Here is a 16,663-nt window from a genome sequence, read left to right on the forward strand (position 1 = left end):
CCCACAGGCCGTGCAAGAATCCGGCGCCCCACGTGATATGCAAAATGGCAAAGATGAGCGGCAGAAGCGGCAAGTCCAACCAGCGATTTCGCGACGCCGTAACCAATGACGCGGCAATGCTTGCCGCGGCGTAGAGGGCAATGGTTCCCGCCAGCGCCCAGCGGGCAGTCTGGGAAAAAGTCGAGGCCACTGCCAGCGCCGCCAGCCAGGCCACGAAGCCCGCCGCGATCAATTGGCGGAAGGCCATCTGGCGCGGATGTTTCTGCAAGACGCGCACTTTCCAATATCCATATTGGTAGTATTGCCGCGCGAGTTTGCGCAACGTGCCGCGGCTGTAGTAGGTCGAACGCACGGCGGGACTCAACAGCAAGCGACCGCCGTACTCCCGTACTCGCGCGTTGAACTCCGCGTCCTGGCTGCGAATCATTTCTTCGTCAAACAGGCCGACCTGTTCGAAGAGCGTTCGTGGATAAGCCGGGAAGGGAATCGTGCCGGCCCATATTTCGCGATCTTTCACGGTGCGGAATGAGTTTCCGCCCACACCGAATGGGGAACTGACCGCCGCTGCGATCGCCCGCGCCACCCAGGTATTCCCCACGGTTTCGACGGGGCCGCCGACGCCGGCACATTCGCGCGTGCTCAACAACTCAACGCAAGTACGCACGTAGTCGGAGGCGATTTCGCAATGTCCGTCGACGCGCACGATGATCTCGCCGCGCGCGGCACGAATCGCGGCGTTCATTCCCGTCGGCGCGATGCGTGCCGGGTTGTCGACGATCCGGACGTTGCGCCCGGCGGCGCACGCCAAGGCAAGCTCGCGCGTATCGTCCGTCGACAGGCCGTCCGCCAAGATGATTTCGTAGCGGTCCGGCGGATAGTCTTGCGCCAGCACGGCGCCCAGACTGCGATGAATGAACCCGGATTCATTCCGCACCGGCATCGCCACGGTGACGAACGGCAGTAGCGACGCCAGCGCGATGTCATCCTCCGGCGCAGGCGTGCCGCCGGCCGATCGAGCGTCGAGTTCCGCTGCAGCGTCCGAAGTCATGGCAACAAACTCACGACGGACTTTAGTTTTCCGCTGGCAGTGCGCGGCACACGCGCGACGGACTCGAAACGGACCTGCACCGGTCCGACGAACTCGCGCAAGTAACCGGCGATCTGCTGCTCGTGCTCGGGTCGAAAGCCTTCGGCGGGCACATAACGCACCAAAAAGCGATCCAGCGTCTCTTGCACGATCTGCGATTCGCGGATCGGAATGTCGACTTTGAATACAGGGTCCAGTCGACCGATCCGCGCACCTGTGGTCGTGATGACGATATCGTCGGTCCGTCCTTCAATTTCGCCCAGCAGCGGCAAGGTTCTGCCGCAGTCGCAGCCTTCAGTGGAACTGGCGAGACGGCCGAAGTCTCCGACGCTATAGCGTACGAGCGGCATTTCTTGTTTCAGCAACGAAGTTGCGACCAACTCTCCGCGCCCGGACGGAGCGATATTGCCGTCGGCGTCGCGCACCTCCAGAATCCCGGCGTCGGGCCAAAGATGCATGTTGCCGGCCTCGCATTCGGAGGCCCCCGCGGCGTATTCCGATAGCCCATACGTGTTGCGCACAGGACAACCGAAGGCTCGCCCGATCACGTCGCGTTGCTGCGGCGATAGTGGCTCGGCATTGGTTACGACGACTTTGAGATGCACGTCATTGCGGCCGCGCTGGAGCGCTTCGATCGCTAGTTCGTTCAACGCGGATGGGTAACCGAGTAAATACTTGACTTGATACTTGAGTAAGGCGTCGAGATAGCACGAGACGCGTTCGGGCGACAAATGATACGTCGACAGATAGAGTTGCCGCATCACGGCGTTCCACACCCAGTAGGGCGGTCGCGCTTCTCGCACCGGCTTGATGATTTTTCCGCCGAGAATTGCCCAACGATCGTGACCCGAAACGCCATACCAGCGCCGGCAGCGCGCCTCGAACAAGGCATACCATGCGCGCTGCGTGCGCCGGGAATGCCAAAGCTTCAGCGGAGTTCCCGTCGAACCGCTGGTCTGGATCTGCGTCAGTTTGCGGGGATCGACGCCTGCCGCCAGGTAGAGCGCAGCTTCTTTGCGTAACGATTCCTTTTCGAGCACCGGCCAGTTGCGCAGATCGCGCCAACTTCCATCAGCGAGGCCGTTTCTTTCGACCCACCAATTGCGGTAGGGCGTCGTCACCTGCGCCGCAATTTCGAGGACGGTCGACAACCGCTCCGCCTGCCAGTCCTGCCACTGCGTAGCCGTCCACCGATCCCGCTCGAGCGCTTGTTGGACGAGGGATTCCGTCTCCCGACCGAATCGCTCGCGGCGCAATTGCCACCCACGCAGCGACGCCATCAATGGTCGCAAGGGCGGCGCCGCGTCGTACAGGGCGCTCAGCAAACCTGGCATTAGGCACGGCTCCGGGCAATACAGGCGTCGAGCAATTCCATCCAGCGATCGAGTACCCGGCTCCAATCGCAGGACTCGGCCTTGCGCCGACCTTGTTCCGAGATGCGGGTCGCGAGTTCCGGCGACGACAATACGGCCGTGACGGCGTCGGCCATTGCGATGGCGTCATCCGGAGGCACGAGCATGCTATCCTGGCCGTGCTCCAGCAAATGCGGTAAGCCGCCCACATTGGTGCTGATCACGCAAAGTCCGCAGGCCATTGCCTCCAAGACGCTAACCGGCGTGTTGTCGACGTTCGCTGTATTCAAAAAGATGTCGCCGGACGCCAGCGCCTGGGGCACTTCTTGTTTCGCGACCTTCGGCAGAATGCGACACTGTTTTTCCACGCCCAGACGCGCGATTTCGGCATGCGTGGCAGCCAGCGTACCGTCTCCCTTGTCCATGCCGACCATAGTCAGCTGGCAATCGGGATACAGTTCGAGAACCTTCGCCAGCACGCGCGGCGCGAGCATCGGATTGTAGATGCCGGCAAAGGCGCGTAACCAAATTAAATTCGGCGCCGGCGCGTTGCGCTGTTGAAAGGGATAGCGCGCGCAGTCGATCGGATTGGGAATCTCGAGGATATCCGGTCGCAGCGAGGCCAGTTCGCAGCGGAGGTAACTCGATGGCGAAGTGACCGCCGCAGCGCCCGTTAAGATTCGTGCCACGCGGCGCGGATGTCTCGCGGCAAAGCGAGGCAGGTCTCCACCCCGGAGCGCGAGTACGTAGGGTTTGCGCAGGCGTCGCAGCAGCGCGCAAACCGCCTCCGCGAACCGGAAAGCCTGGCCGCTGAACACGTCCACGACGGCGACTTCGTACTGCCTTCGCCGCGACCACGTGGCGTGCAGCATTTCGTAAAGCCGCACCGCCTTGTTCGGTGCGCCCGACGCCGTGTGAACTCGGACGCCGCGTTGGCGCAGCCTTTCGGCGAGGTCTTCGCCCACGGCGCGCGAAGCGCCAGTGGCGCCCAAGTGGTTACCGACGATGAGCAGTTCGTTCAACCGGTCGCTCCGCGGCGAATATGAGCCCGATCATGAAGGCCGGCGCCACGATGCGCATGGCGTTTGACAACATGCAGAGCAGTCCGAACGAGGCCGTGGCAATGAAGAGCCCGCGCATTTTGACGTCACGCATGCTCGCGATGCGCCGCCAGATACCGGTGCACAGGATGATCAACGCGCCGAGCCCAAGTATGCCGTGCTCGGCGAGAGTCCGCGTAATTTCGCTGTGCGCGGCGATAGCTTGGAAGGTGATGCCGCGATTCGCGATGGCCATGCCGGGGCCCACGCCCAGGAAGGGATGACGCTGAAATACGTCCAAATCCGATTTCATTAGCATGTCGCGTCCCGTGACGTTCGTATCGGAGAAGCGGGCTTCGAGCGCTCCTCCGGTAAAACTGTTTAGCAGCGGAAACACCACGAATGTGCCGACGACATAGAGCACGATTCCGGTCAAAACATAGGCATTGCGCAGCCGGGCTGACTTCGCGGTAGAAATCACGGCCGCCAGCACCGAAAGTCCGCTCATGTAGAGGCCGCTGCGGGAGAACGTGAGCGCCGATTGGGCGCTGAACAATACCGCCGCAACCAACCAGAACGTGCGCTGCAGGTGGTTCCGCGCGTCGGAGAGTAGCAGCGCCGTGAGCGCCGTGAGAATAATGCCGACGCTGAATACGGCGGTTACCTGGTTAGCGCCAAAGCCCCCCGCCATCAGCGGATTGGACTCTGTGCCAAAGGTCAATTCCTTGGCCGTGGCGATGCCGAAGACAACGACTGTCGATACGGAAAAAATCGGCAGGATCGCGGCGCGCGCGATCCGATGCAGCGCCGCGGCATCGAGCCGTAGTCGGGAACAAAACGCCGCGCAGACCGCCAGCGAAAGCGGTCCTGACAGGTTAAAACTCGTTTGTTTTCGGGCGAAGGTAAAGTCCGAAGCCGTCCAGGTAAAGATGCACGACGGCAACAGCAGTAGGAAGTACCAGGTCGACACGAGCGTCGGGCGAACGGGCCGCCAGCGTTGGCAGCCCAAGAGCAAGATGAGGACGACGGCATACTTGCCGAACTCCCAGAAAGCGAAGGCCTTGGTCATCCGCCACAGGACCTCGGCGCCCATGATGTAGGCCGCGAACGCCGCGATCTTCTCGGGCTGCCGCTGAGTCCGCGCCCAGTTTACGCCCACCAACAAAGTGCCCCAGGCATAGATGGTCGAAATCGCCGAGCTCTGCTTGCACATCAAGCCCAACAGCACGTGCAGGCCGACCAACAGCAAATAGCGTTGCAAGTCGAATGCCGCGGCGACGGGCGCAGCGGACGCGCCCCGAACCATGGGCGGGGCGAATTGCCCGGTCTGGGAACCGGCATCGAGCGTATTGCCCCAGGAACTCAAGTCATCGACGCCTGATGCATTTGAAAAAGGAAACGGCAACGCGACGCTGCGCAATCGGCTTGATTGCGAAAGTTGGGACGCCGATCGAAGGGATCGACAATCACTACGATGCACATGCGACGTGACTCATTTGCAAGACTTCGGCCACTTTGTTGACATGCGCGAGGTACCCAAATTGTTCCGCGGAGCGCTGTGCGGCGAGCGACTCGCGGCGCCAGCGCTCCGGATCACGGAAGTAAGCGTTGAGCGCGTCGACATAAGCGTCGACCCGCCTACCCTCGACGGCGGTGCCGCAATTCAACCTGCGCAGCTCACCGGGAATCGACCCGACGGCGGCCGCGATCGGCACGACGCCGTGCGCCATGCCTTCGCTCAGCACCTTCGGCCAGCCTTCGCTGAACGACGGCAGCAGCATCAAGTGCGCCGCGGAATACAGGGAATTCAGCGCCGCGCGAGGCAACAGTCCGTGCAGGCGGTACTCGCGTGTTCTGCCGCACGCCGCGATGAGCGCTTCACACGCTCCGCGACTAGGGCCGTCGCCGACCAAGTCGAGTTGCACTGCCTGCCCGCGCGCTCGCAACGCTTCGGCAATTTCGATACATCGCAGTGCGCCTTTTTCTTCTTCCAGCCGGCCGACAAAGAGCACGTGAATGGTTCCCGTCAGCGACTTGTGTTGCGCCGCTGCGCGCCCTTCGGTCAATTCTTCGACTGTCAAACAAGGATTCAAGAACGTGCGAACATGACTGGGCAGTTCCGGCCATTCGCCATTGACGGTGACGCCTCCGCCCGCCCAACCGTTGCGCAGCAGCCAGCGTTGCAGCCGGTAGGAAATCGGCTCGCCGGCGCCGGGGGCCCAATTGCCGGCGTACTTCAGCCAGCGGCGTTGAGGCCGCTTCGACATGCAGAGGCAGAGCAAGGCCAACAGGCTGACAAAGGCGGGGCACCTGACATGCACCGCGTCCGCGCGGCGCAATTCGACGACCAAGGTCCAAACATATCGCGGCAGCAAGAACAAATAACCGAGTTTCGCGAACAGCGTCCGGCCGCCGGCCGCCGGCAGCAACCGCAAATGGATGTTCTCGGCTCGGTAGGGGGCGGCCACGCGCGGAGCAGCAGCGTCTCTTAAAGTCGCAATATGCACGACTTCGTCGAACAACGCCGCGAGATGATCGATTTCGCGCAACGTCGGCGCAAAGCCCACGATACCGTCGGCGGTGCGAAAATGCTCCGTGTGCGAAACGATCAGCAGTCTCACTTATTCACCGCCTGCTGGTCGATCGGAGATCGGTTGTGCACTTCGCGTGACACCGGGGCTACGTCGCGGAAAAGTCGATCGTACTGCGCCACGCGACTCGACCAGGTGAATTCACGGCGCGCGCGATCGAGCGCCGCCTTGCCAGCGGCGTTCCGCAACTCGCGATCAGCCAGCAACCGTATGATCGCATCGGCCGTGGCATCGGGATCTTCTTGAGGCACGGTGAACCCCGTTTCGCCGTCCACCACGGCTTCCGCCAGCCCGGAGCCGCGTGAAACCACGGCCGGCTTGCCGCACAAAGCCGCTTCGATCGCCACGATTCCAAAGCCTTCGCAATCTCCGCTCGCCGTATTCCGACTGGTGAGCACGAACACGTCGCAAGCGTTGAACCAAGCGCGCAACTGAGCTGCGCTTAATCGCCCCAGGAAATATACGTGCTCCTCAACGCCCAACGATTTGGCCAACTCTTGGAGTTGCGGCCGGAGCGTCGGAATCCCCGCGAGCCCATAATGCGCGTTGGGGAATTGTGTCAAAACGCGCGGCATGGCGCGAATCACCAGGTCCTGCGCCTTGCGTAGGCTGACGTGGCCGACGGTCAGCAGCAGTTGCTCCACATCGGCCCCCAACTGTCGCCGACAAGCATCGCCCTCAGCCGGAGGCGTAACGAAGTACGCTTCATCGTCGGCGCCATTCAAGATCACCTCGGTCGCATCGCGAGCGACGCCCAACTGCAGCGCCAGTTCGCGGGTAAACTCGCTCACGCACACGACGCGCTGCGTCGAACTCAAGGCGCGGCGCGTCAGCCAGCGTTTCCAGCCTCGCGGCAGGTTGAATTCCGAGCCGTGCCCAATCGCGACCCACGGAATGTCCAGCCCCATTTGCGCCGCCACGAGCCAAAGCGATTTCAGCCCCGACGCCACGATCAAGTCGGGCGAAAACTCGGCGAGTTGGCGACGTAAGATATCGGTGCGCGACCACAATGCCTGTACGAATCGCTGACCGGACGGCAAGCGAATCACCTCGAACGGCTGCGCGGAGTTCCAATCGTCGATTTCGGCGTCGCTCACATAGTCTTGGCAGGTGACGACGCGCACCGTCCAATCGAGGCGCGTCAGATGCCGGGCCAGTTGCCAAGCGTGCGTGCCGATCCCGCCAGGTCCGGGCGGAAATTCCGTCGAGCAGATGAGTATTCGTGTCATGTTGTGGGCGGACACTCGTCAATACGAAGTGCGCGCCTGAATTGCCGGTCGCAGCAGAGCTCCGCTGTTCGCCCGATCCGATGCATCAAATTGCAAGCGTTTCCAAGACATCGATTCTCTGCGTGGCCAAGCGCTGCGTCACGCGCCGAGTTCCAACGTTTCCTGCAGCTCCGGCAAAGTTGGGATGTCCGGGAACCTTTGGCACATTGCCGAGGCCTCGTCGCGTCGCTTTCGGAACGCGCGCAAAGTGCCCGGTAGATTCACGGCACTGATGAAGGCCTTCGCCGCTTTACGCCCGATCGAACCGCGGACGCTGAACGTGCCGAGAACCCGGATCCAGCCTGACTCGCGTCGTTGGCGTGGCGTAAAATACCGTGCTCCCAAGTAGAACTCCGTCGCGCTGGGCAATTGCCGTACCCACAAACTCTGTCGGCTAGCCGCGTACGTCTGCACGCGCGCCTTGTGTTTGCGCAAGCCGCCCGATGGTGCGTGATGGTGCAGCACGCTGATGGTTGGATTGAGCACCATGACGGCGCCGGTCAAATAAATGCGCGTACCTAAGTCGCCGTCCGCGCGCTGGCCTCGCTCGTAAGCGAGATCGAACAGCCCGGAAGTTCTCAAGACTTCGCGCCGTAGCATCGAGTTGTTGGTGGGAAACACGTCGCTCAAGCGAATCTGGCGGAAGTTCTCCGGCAGCGGGCCGGCGCCGACCTCGTCCGCCACGCCCGACGATACGTCGGCGCTCCAACGTTCGATGGAGGTGAGATGTCGGGCGATCAACGAATCTTCCACTTCGTCATCGTCGTCCAAGAACAGCAGGAAATCCCCGGTGGACTCTCGGATTGCCCAGTTTCGCGACGAACACTGTCCCGGTCGGTCCTGGAAGTGAACGGTCAGCGGCAGATCGCCGAACTCCTCGTACATTCCAGGCTCGCGACGATCCTCAGCTGTTTGATCGACGACGATGATTTCGTGGGGCGGGACCGACTGCGTCCGTAGTTGTTTCAGCAATACTCGCAGATAGGGATAGCGATCGACCGTCGGCACGATGACGGAGACACGCGCGTCGTCGGGGCGCCGCAGGTGCGCGGAGTTCTCCGGCACGTGAAGTGCGCCAGGTTGCGCCTGGGAACGTATTCCGCGCAATCGTCGATAGAGACGCACTGCGGCGACGGGACTCAGTTCGCCGGTCAAGCTCGCACGCAGCAAGGCCCACCGCGTCCACTTCGCGCCAAAGCGGTTCAGGATGAACAAAAAAGCGTCGTCGGCCGCGATGTACGGCGATGGCGCACGTGCGTTGTCGTCGACCAGCCACGGCAGATGCCTGGTAAACGCGCCCGCCGTGAGGCAGCGATGGCCGAAGTCCAATGCGGCGGCATCCAGCGAGGCAAAACGTTCGTCAAGTGCGCCGAGTTTCCGGATCACATCGCAGCGCAGCAGACAAGCGCGGAGCGATACTCGCCAGGAGGTCGCCTCGAGATGCGCGTCGGGATCGCGATTCAACGTCCACGTGGGATGTACAAAGTCGATGCTGGCCGGCAAGCCGCCCATCCCAAGGCGCAGGCCGGCATGCCACACATCACCTGGGCGCCGCCACGCGCGTAATACGCTCTCCTCCAGCGGGGGGCGCTGGTCGGCGCACCAACAGAGAACTCCTTCCACATCGGCGTTGTCCGCGGCGGCACGCAACGACTGATTCATCGATGCCGAATCGCCGCCACCGGAATAAACTTTTCCGAGTGTCCACTGAAATTCGGCAAACTTGCATTCGCCCCATAGAATCAGGTCGATGCGAGGCTGCGATGGGTTTGGCGCCGCGTAAGTCTCGGTCGAAGTCGCAACGATCCCTTCGTGCGCATGTCCGTTGCGGCTTTTCCCTAATCTCCAGATCGGAGGGTGGGAGTGGTTACTAGGCACGAGCCAATGCATCCTGAGTACTGGATTCGCTGCGCAGCGTCGCTGCGTCAGCCCGCTCGTTGTCGCTCGATTCGCCGAGAAGTTCATCGTACCAACGCGCGAACGCGTCGATCTGCGCTTCCAATCGATACTGCCGTAGTACGCGTTGCCGCCCGGCGGCGCCCATGTCCCGCCTCAGTTCAGCATTACCTGCCAACAGCGCAAGCTTTTCCGCCATCGCGTGAATGTCGCGGCGCGGCGTTACAAACCCTGTCACGCCGTCGCGGACGTTTTCGCTCAATCCATCCGCATCCGAACAGACGACGGGTTTCGCCATGGCTTGGGCTTCGAGCACGCTGTTGCAAAACCCTTCCGAGACGGCGGCGTGCAACAAAACGTCCGCCCAGTCGAGTTCCTGGCGCACCTGCTCGTGCGGCATGCTGCCGACGAGCGTGACGACGCCGACTAACTCCAATTCATGAATCGCGAGATACAACGATTCAAGCGCTTCGCCGTCGCCCACAACTCGAAGTTCGCACGGCACGCCCAGTTTGCGGAGCTCACTTACGGCGAGCAGAGCGTACTCGTGCCCTTTTTTCCAATGCAGTCGCCCCACGCAGAGAATCCGAAACGGACGCTCGGGCGAGAACGTGACATCTCGATCCGGTCGCTCCTCGCCGCTGAAACGCTCGACGTCGATTGCCGGCGGGATCAGGACGTGGGGCATCGACGGCGGGCAGCCGCGGCGTTGGGCTCGACGCCATAGATCCTGGCCCAGACAATGGACGCCTGCCAGCGATTGCCAAGCCTGCTGATAGTACTGCGGATCGTCCAGTCCGGAATAATTGAGGTCAAATCCCCGGAAGCTGACGACCAGTTTCGCGGGCAGCGCGTCGCGCAAATGTGTTCTTCCCAATACGAGCGTACCGAACTCAAAATGGACGATGTCCGGTTGCAGTCGAATGAGGGCGGCGTCTAGGTAGAACGTACTCAAGCAGCGAACGCCGAGCGACTTGGCCGTAAACCGGAAGTAACGCACGGTACCGGACGGGCGCATAACGAAGGTATACAGCAAGGCAAACGGCCACAACAGCGCCGCCAGCCAGCGCGGCTCGTGCGCCCAACTTCTTACGATGCGGCGCCGCAGTGGAGCTTGTTCGGCGAAGTGGGGATAGTTGCGCCACTCGGACTCGTCGCTTCTGCCACAGACGACATATGCGTCGACGCCTTGCCGCAATAGGCCGACGAATTTGTTGACCAGAAACGTCTCCGAGAGTTTCGGAAATGCGGGCATCACCATTGCCACGCGAGGGGGGCGACTCGATCGTTGCGGTGCAGCGAGCTTAGGCGGGCTTGATTTCACGGGGAAGCGTGTGACTTTCCGGCGGCGACTTCCGACAGCATGTTCATCCAGGCGTCGATTTGCCTGGGAAGGGTGAATTCACGCTCGATTCGCAGGCGCGCCGCTGCGCCCATGGAATGGCGCAGCTCGTGGCTTGCCGCCAATTTGCATAGTGCGGCCGCGATAGCGCGCGGATCGCGCGTCGGCGTCACGAAGCCCTCGACGCCGTCGGTGACCGCTTCACGCATGCCGCCGCAATCGGTCGTAACGATCGGGAGCCCGCACGACATCGCCTCCAGAACTGCGTTTGAGATGCCCTCGCTTAGGCTGGAGAGCGCAAATACATCCGCTTGCTGTAAGCGATCGCGCACCTGAGTGGGCGGCAATGCGCCCGAGAACTGGACGTGGTCTTCGATTTCCAGGTCGTGGGCGGAATACACCACGCGATCCCGGTCAGGCCCATCGCCGATGATCTCCAGGCGGGCGTCGATTCCCGATTCACGCAATATTGCTACGGCGTGGACCAAATATTCCAGTCCTTTGTTCCAGATGATCCTGCCCGTGGTGACAATTTTCAAAACGGAACCGTCGACGCGTTTGCAGTGCGCCTGCATAGAAAACTGTGCCGAGTCCACCGCTGGGCGGATGACCCGTGCGATTTGTGGCGGCATCCCGAGCCGTTCGGCGTTTTCCCGAATGTTTTCGGAAACGCAATGCACGCAAGCGGCCCGCTCGAAGATCGACTTTAACGATTCTCGGAACCGGCGGCGCTGAGGATTGAGCGGAGCGATGTTGATCTGCGTTCCGCGGCAGCTCACGATGATCTTCTGTTCCGCGGGGAAATGCCGGATCAAGCCGCCTGCGCTTTCGATCCACGGAAAGTACACCACATCAAATGTGCGGCCGACCAGCGGCAGCGCTCTTAGCAACTCGACTGCCGCCGCCGTACCTACGCCGGAGGCGCCGCGCACCATGCGCGCCGTGGCGGACCAACTCCGGCGGGCGGCCGCGGACGCCACCGCCGCCAGTTTGATTCCCTGCGTAACCTTTCCACCGACCGCATGGGGCGCCCAGATCCAATGCTTGCGCTGGCTCATCTCCGTCGCCCGCGGAGCGCCAGTCGAAGCCAACGTGACTTCCACGCCGCGCGCTTCCAGCCCACTGAATAGCCGATCCAAGAACGTTTCCGGTGGATTGTGGCAGCCGTACACGAGCATGCGAAGTAATGGCTCAGCCATACGACTCCAGCCACATCGACAGTGTGACGAGCATGCACATGGTATATCCGATCGCCCCGTCCGGCCGGCGCGAATTGAAGTCGCTCACCAACGCATCAATGTGGTCGGGGGCCACGTACTCATGCAGTCGCAGGCCACGGCGCTGCAGCCAGTGGGCGACGCCGGCGCGGCCTGCCGCGCCGCTGAATTGCACTTCCCAATTGCGCTGCGTCACTTGCTTACGCGTGGCTACCGCCGCCGCTTTGTTCCAGGCTCGCTTCACGAGCCGGAACGCGTCCGGACGTTTATAGTCGAACAAGTTGCGGCCGTGCTGCTGCCAGGTAACGCCGGCCAGGTCCGGCGCGCAACGCTTCAGATAGTCCACCTGCAGCCGGCGATTCGCGACAAATTGCGTTGGCACGGTGCAAAACAAATCGGCCAAGCGCGTGTCATAAAACGGCGTGCGCGGAAATGCACCGGCATGGTACGCCCGCAGACTTGCTGTCGTCCAACGGAACGACCATTGATCCGTCTTGAACGCCTTGACGCGAAATTCCGAGTCTTCGATGTGGGGCAGCCGGCAAAATTCGTCGCGGACAAATTGGCGCAGCATTTCCGATCGATCTGACTCGGGAACTTGCGCTATGGCAACGTGCTTCATCAGCCAGGCGGATCCGCGCTTCTTGATCTTGTCGTGAGCGAACTTGGCGAGCTCGTCGTCGTTAGGCGCCGCCAGCTTTTCCGCAACGCCCATGTCATCTAGCCAGACGTCGCCCCAATGCGCCGCCATCACGAATTCCGCGTGTGCAGAGATCGCATCCGTCACCGCGGCCTGGCGGCATTGCGTGACGTCCTGAAAGCCCTCGACTCCTGCCAGCACCTGACGCCACTGCTCGAACAGATAGGGACGAATCGTGAGCGAATCGCACGGCAGGTCCCGGCAGGCGGCGACCTGACGACCGATGGTCGACTCGATCGAGCTATCGGAGTATCCGTAGGTATAGCACCACAGGTTCTTGCGCCAGGGCTGATCGCGAACCAAGGCGACTGTGGAGCGTGAATCCAATCCGCCCGAAATCGGGATTGCCGTGCGGCCGCGCTCATAGCGTTCTTCGACCGCCTGATCGAAGCATTGCGCAAAGGCGTCGACGGTCTCGGCGTACGTTCGACGCTGATCCGGCGCGTAACTCCAATTCCAATAGCGCTGCTCGGACTTGTAGCACAACTGCGCGTCGAATACATAGTGCGACGCGGGGCGCATGATCCGTACGTCTTCGCGATAGGTACGTTCGCCAGGAAAGAAGCCGAATCCGAGAAACCCTACGATCCCTTGCCAATCGAGGTCGCTTCCTGAACCGGCGGCCAGATCACTGAACCGCGTGCCGATCAGCGGCTGCCCCGCGCGGCGCCCCCAATAGGCGTGCAATGTGCCAAAGCGATCGGTCCACGCATGCCATTCGCCGCTGCGTTCCTGCCGCGCCAGCACGAGGAACGAGCCATTCAGTTCGGCCACGTTCAACGGCGGCCAACCGAGCTCATCTTGCGCCGTCGATGCGGACAGTGCGTCGGCCAGCGAACGATACTGGCCGAACAACTCGCCGAACAGCCAATACGTCCAGCCATCTCGTTGGACCTGCTCCACCAAGTCGGCGCCGTCGCGCGACCAGGTGCGCAGACTCACGTCGCCCAGCATTGTTTGGACAGCCCGATGCTCGTTGCCTGCGAGCGCCGGCGGAGCGAACGCTCGCTGCGACAAGAGGAAGTCGCAAACCATCATACGCGCTCACCGAGCAGGCTGTGGTAGATAGCCTCGTGCCGCGCCACTTCGACGCCCAGATGGTAGTGCTCTTCCACGCGGCGGCGCGCGTTGCTCCCCAACGTAGCGCGAAGCGCCGGATCCGCGACGACGGAATCCAAAGCGTGGGCAAATCTCTCGGCATCACCGGCAGGCGTCAACAATCCATTGACGCCCGATTCGATCACGTCGCGCGAACCAGGCACATCGGTGGCGACGCACGGCAGTCCGCAAGCCATGGCCTCGAGCAGCGCCACAGGGCACCCTTCGGCCTGCTCGTTGGTTGGCAAAGCGAAGATGTCCGAGTTATGCAGCAACGACACGACGTCCGCAACCGGCCCGAGGAAGCGAACGCGATCGGGAATGCCCAACGCTTGAACTTGTCGCTCCAACTGTTCCGTGTATTGCTCGTCCATTGCCGCGCCGGCGATTTGCACGACGATCCGCGAGTTGCGGGCGGCCGCTTCCAAGAGCATCGGATGGCCTTTGCGCGGCACCAGTTGGGCGACGCAGGTCACGGTAACGAGACCGTCAGGAGCGGCCTCCTTCATTGCCGAGCCGTTCACCGAGAACTTCGCGATATCAACGCCGCGTGGCACCAGGCTCACCTTGCGGCGCGTGCGATCCGCCGCGAAAAAGTCTCGCAGCATGTCTTGGTTCTGCGCCGCGATGGCCCGGGCCAGGTACGTTCGCACCTTCCAGGCGCGGCCGCGCCACATCATGTTCTTTTTGGTGTAGATCCAATTCCGGCAACCAGCGAAGCGGGCGATCAACGGCTCTGTATAATCATCGGAATAGTGGAAGGAATGCCACAACTTGAACCCATGCGGTCGAAACGTCTGCGCCAGCTTCCAGCAGCGATACGGCAGCGTCGTGTACGGGCGCGGAGCGGTCGTAAAAGGCGCTTCCAGCAGTGAAATCCCCTGGCGTTCAATTTCTACTTCCAGTTTTCCGCCGCGTCGCTGGATGCAAATGGACGGCGTGAATTCCTGGCGATCCAATCGTTCGATGATATTCAACATCGCCCGTCCGGACCCGGCGGTGATGAAATTCGGAATCGTGAATAGAATTGGAACCGGCACTTGATCTACGATGCCAGGCAAAAGGCAGCGGATTTAACTTCCGTTTGCCGTTGCGCCCACAAAGCCAATCCCAGAAATGTCCAGACGCCCCATTTGGCGTCGCGCCGGCCGCTGAGATGTTCGTTCCAATATTGTCGCAGTTTTGGTTGACTGATGTACGGATCGAACGGCGACGATTGGTTGAACAGGGCGCCTTCCACCATTTCGCGTAGTTCGTTTCGCAACCATTCCCCGAGCGGAACCGCGAAGCCCCGCTTGGTGCGCGTCAGCAGGTTCTGCGGTACGTGTCGACCGAGCGACCGCACGAGCATTGCCTTACGCAAGCCTCCGGCGAGATGCTCCGCTGGCGGGATGCGCAACGCCACTTCGATCAGCTCGCGATCGAGCAGCGGCACGCGCACCTCCAGGCTATGGTGCATCGACGCCATATCCATCTTTTTCAGGCACCGCTGCAACTGGCCGTAGAATTCCGCTTTTCGCGAGAACTGCGCCAAGTCGTCCGCGCGCCAGATTTTGCCAGAGCGATAAATCTCGAAGTCATCCGGCAAGTCATGTAGATCCGGAGCAAGCTGTCGCAGATCCCGAGATTTGAGGCGCGAGTTCACTTCGAAGTAATAGTCGCCCGCGGTGTCGGCCATGATCACGTCCGACCGGCGTCGCCCCACGCCCAGTCGACCGGCCAAATACATCGCGCGCCGCACCGCTCGCGGCCAGCGAAACGCTCCCTGGCTGCGCATCAACGACAACGGGCGCTCGTAACCGAAGAACAATTCGTCGCCTCCGTCGCCGCTCAGCGCCACCGTCACTTGCTCGCGCGCCAACTCGCTGACAAACAGCGTCGGCAAGATGGAAAAATCTGCGAACGGTTCATGCTGCGCCGCCGCCACCTGTTCGATCAGTCGCAACGCATCGTGGCCCGACATCGGCCGCACAAAATGCTGCACCTGTAAATGTCGGGCATACGCGGATGCATCGTCGGTTTCGTCTTGATTCCATCCGGGATTGCCAATCGTAAACGATTTCAGTTCTCCCGGCGCCAGGCGATGGAGCACAGCTGTGACTAAGGGGGAATCGATTCCGCCGGAGAGAAATGTGCCCAGCGGCACGTCGGACTGACGTTGCCTTCGCAGCACGCGATCCAACGCGCAGGCCACGGCCTCGTCGGCCTCGCCTGCGCTGAGCAACGGCTCTCCCGCGTCAGGCAACCGCCACCAGACGCCATGTCGCAGGGCGCCTGTCTCGCTGACTTCCAAATAGCAACCAGGCGCCAATTGATGCGTATCGCGGTAGAGGCCGTAGGGCGCCGGCAAATGGTGCAGGCGCAAATACAAGTGTAACGCCTTGGGGCACACCTCAGACGGTCCGCCCGCCGGAGCATCGAACAAGCAATCGAATTGCGAAGCGAAGCAGAATTCGTCGCCATTCGACGGCGCGAAATAATACAACGGCTTGATGCCCGCGTGGTCACGGGCCAGGAGCAATGTCCGGTTGTCGAGCCGATACCAGCCGAAGGCGAACATACCGTTCAGTTTTGGCAGCGCATCGACGCCCCAACGCGACAGCGCCTCGAGCAGCACTTCGGTATCAGATGTCGAGCGAAAGACGACGCCCAGCGCTTCCAGCTCGGCGCGCAACTCCAGGTAGTTATAAATCTCACCATTGAAGACGATCACGGAGCGGCCGTCCTGCGCGAGCATGGGCTGATGGCCCGCCGCGGTGAGGTCCAGGATCGCCAACCGACGAAAGCCGAGCCGCACGTCGCCACGCGGACTGCGCCATTGTCCGCTGTCGTCCGGCCCGCGACGCGCCATGCGGTCCATCATCGCGCGCACGGAGCGGTCGGCGTCGGCGCCAGTCGCGCGCCCGGAAAAATCAACGATTCCGCAGATGCCACACATGTCAGATCGATCAGGCCCAGCCGATCAATCGATGCTCCGCTCGCCGCATTTCGTTGTTCGTTCGCGCGTCACCAACATCTCTGGCTGACAATTGATCGATTGCGTCGCCACAAGGCTGGCGCAGCGTCAGTGAC

The 16,663-nt window shown here is 61.9% G+C and carries 12 protein-coding genes; all 12 read right to left on the bottom strand.

Annotation, left to right across the window (positions count from 1 at the left end):
* Nucleotides 1-1,048, bottom strand: a 1,048-nt coding sequence (locus SGJ19_01765) for a glycosyltransferase family 2 protein (GenBank protein ID MDZ4778963.1), incomplete at its 3' end; no start/stop codon positions are given.
* Nucleotides 1,045-2,421, bottom strand: a complete 1,377-nt coding sequence (locus SGJ19_01770) for a hypothetical protein (protein ID MDZ4778964.1) — start codon at nt 2,419-2,421, stop codon at nt 1,045-1,047. The genes SGJ19_01765 and SGJ19_01770, both read right to left, overlap by 4 nt.
* Complete coding sequence (locus SGJ19_01775; GenBank protein ID MDZ4778965.1) at nt 2,421-3,461, bottom strand: glycosyltransferase family 4 protein; 1,041 nt, start codon at nt 3,459-3,461, stop codon at nt 2,421-2,423. The genes SGJ19_01770 and SGJ19_01775 overlap by 1 nt, the downstream gene beginning before the upstream one ends.
* Nucleotides 3,436-4,845: an O-antigen ligase family protein gene (locus SGJ19_01780; protein ID MDZ4778966.1), complete on the bottom strand. Its 1,410-nt coding sequence runs from the start codon at nt 4,843-4,845 to the stop codon at nt 3,436-3,438. The genes SGJ19_01775 and SGJ19_01780 overlap by 26 nt, the downstream gene beginning before the upstream one ends.
* A 103-nt stretch (nt 4,846-4,948) precedes the next feature.
* Nucleotides 4,949-6,100 (bottom strand): glycosyltransferase, encoded by a 1,152-nt coding sequence (locus SGJ19_01785; GenBank protein ID MDZ4778967.1) that lies wholly within the window; start codon nt 6,098-6,100, stop codon nt 4,949-4,951.
* A complete protein-coding gene (locus SGJ19_01790) occupies nt 6,097-7,299 on the bottom strand; it encodes a glycosyltransferase family 4 protein (GenBank protein MDZ4778968.1) in 1,203 nt (400 codons plus the stop codon). The genes SGJ19_01785 and SGJ19_01790 overlap by 4 nt, the downstream gene beginning before the upstream one ends.
* A gap of 138 nt (nt 7,300-7,437) precedes the next feature.
* A complete protein-coding gene (locus SGJ19_01795; protein ID MDZ4778969.1) occupies nt 7,438-9,000 on the bottom strand; it encodes a glycosyltransferase in 1,563 nt (520 codons plus the stop codon).
* Nucleotides 9,001-9,208: 208 nt separating this feature from the next.
* Nucleotides 9,209-10,489: a glycosyltransferase family 4 protein gene (locus SGJ19_01800; protein ID MDZ4778970.1), complete on the bottom strand. Its 1,281-nt coding sequence runs from the start codon at nt 10,487-10,489 to the stop codon at nt 9,209-9,211.
* Nucleotides 10,490-10,554: 65 nt separating this feature from the next.
* A complete protein-coding gene (locus SGJ19_01805) occupies nt 10,555-11,775 on the bottom strand; it encodes a glycosyltransferase family 4 protein (GenBank protein ID MDZ4778971.1) in 1,221 nt (406 codons plus the stop codon).
* Complete coding sequence (locus SGJ19_01810) at nt 11,768-13,531, bottom strand: hypothetical protein (GenBank protein ID MDZ4778972.1); 1,764 nt, start codon at nt 13,529-13,531, stop codon at nt 11,768-11,770. Before SGJ19_01810 ends, SGJ19_01805 begins: the two co-directional genes overlap by 8 nt.
* Nucleotides 13,528-14,631, bottom strand: a complete 1,104-nt coding sequence (locus tag SGJ19_01815; GenBank protein ID MDZ4778973.1) for a glycosyltransferase family 4 protein — start codon at nt 14,629-14,631, stop codon at nt 13,528-13,530. Before SGJ19_01815 ends, SGJ19_01810 begins: the two co-directional genes overlap by 4 nt.
* 5 nt (nt 14,632-14,636) lie before the next feature.
* Nucleotides 14,637-16,529, bottom strand: coding sequence for an asparagine synthase (glutamine-hydrolyzing) (gene asnB / locus SGJ19_01820; GenBank protein MDZ4778974.1), 1,893 nt, complete (start codon nt 16,527-16,529; stop codon nt 14,637-14,639).
* Nucleotides 16,530-16,663 lie beyond the last annotated feature (134 nt).

Source organism: Planctomycetia bacterium (assembly GCA_034440135.1).
GTDB lineage: Bacteria > Planctomycetota > Planctomycetia > Pirellulales > JALHLM01 > JALHLM01.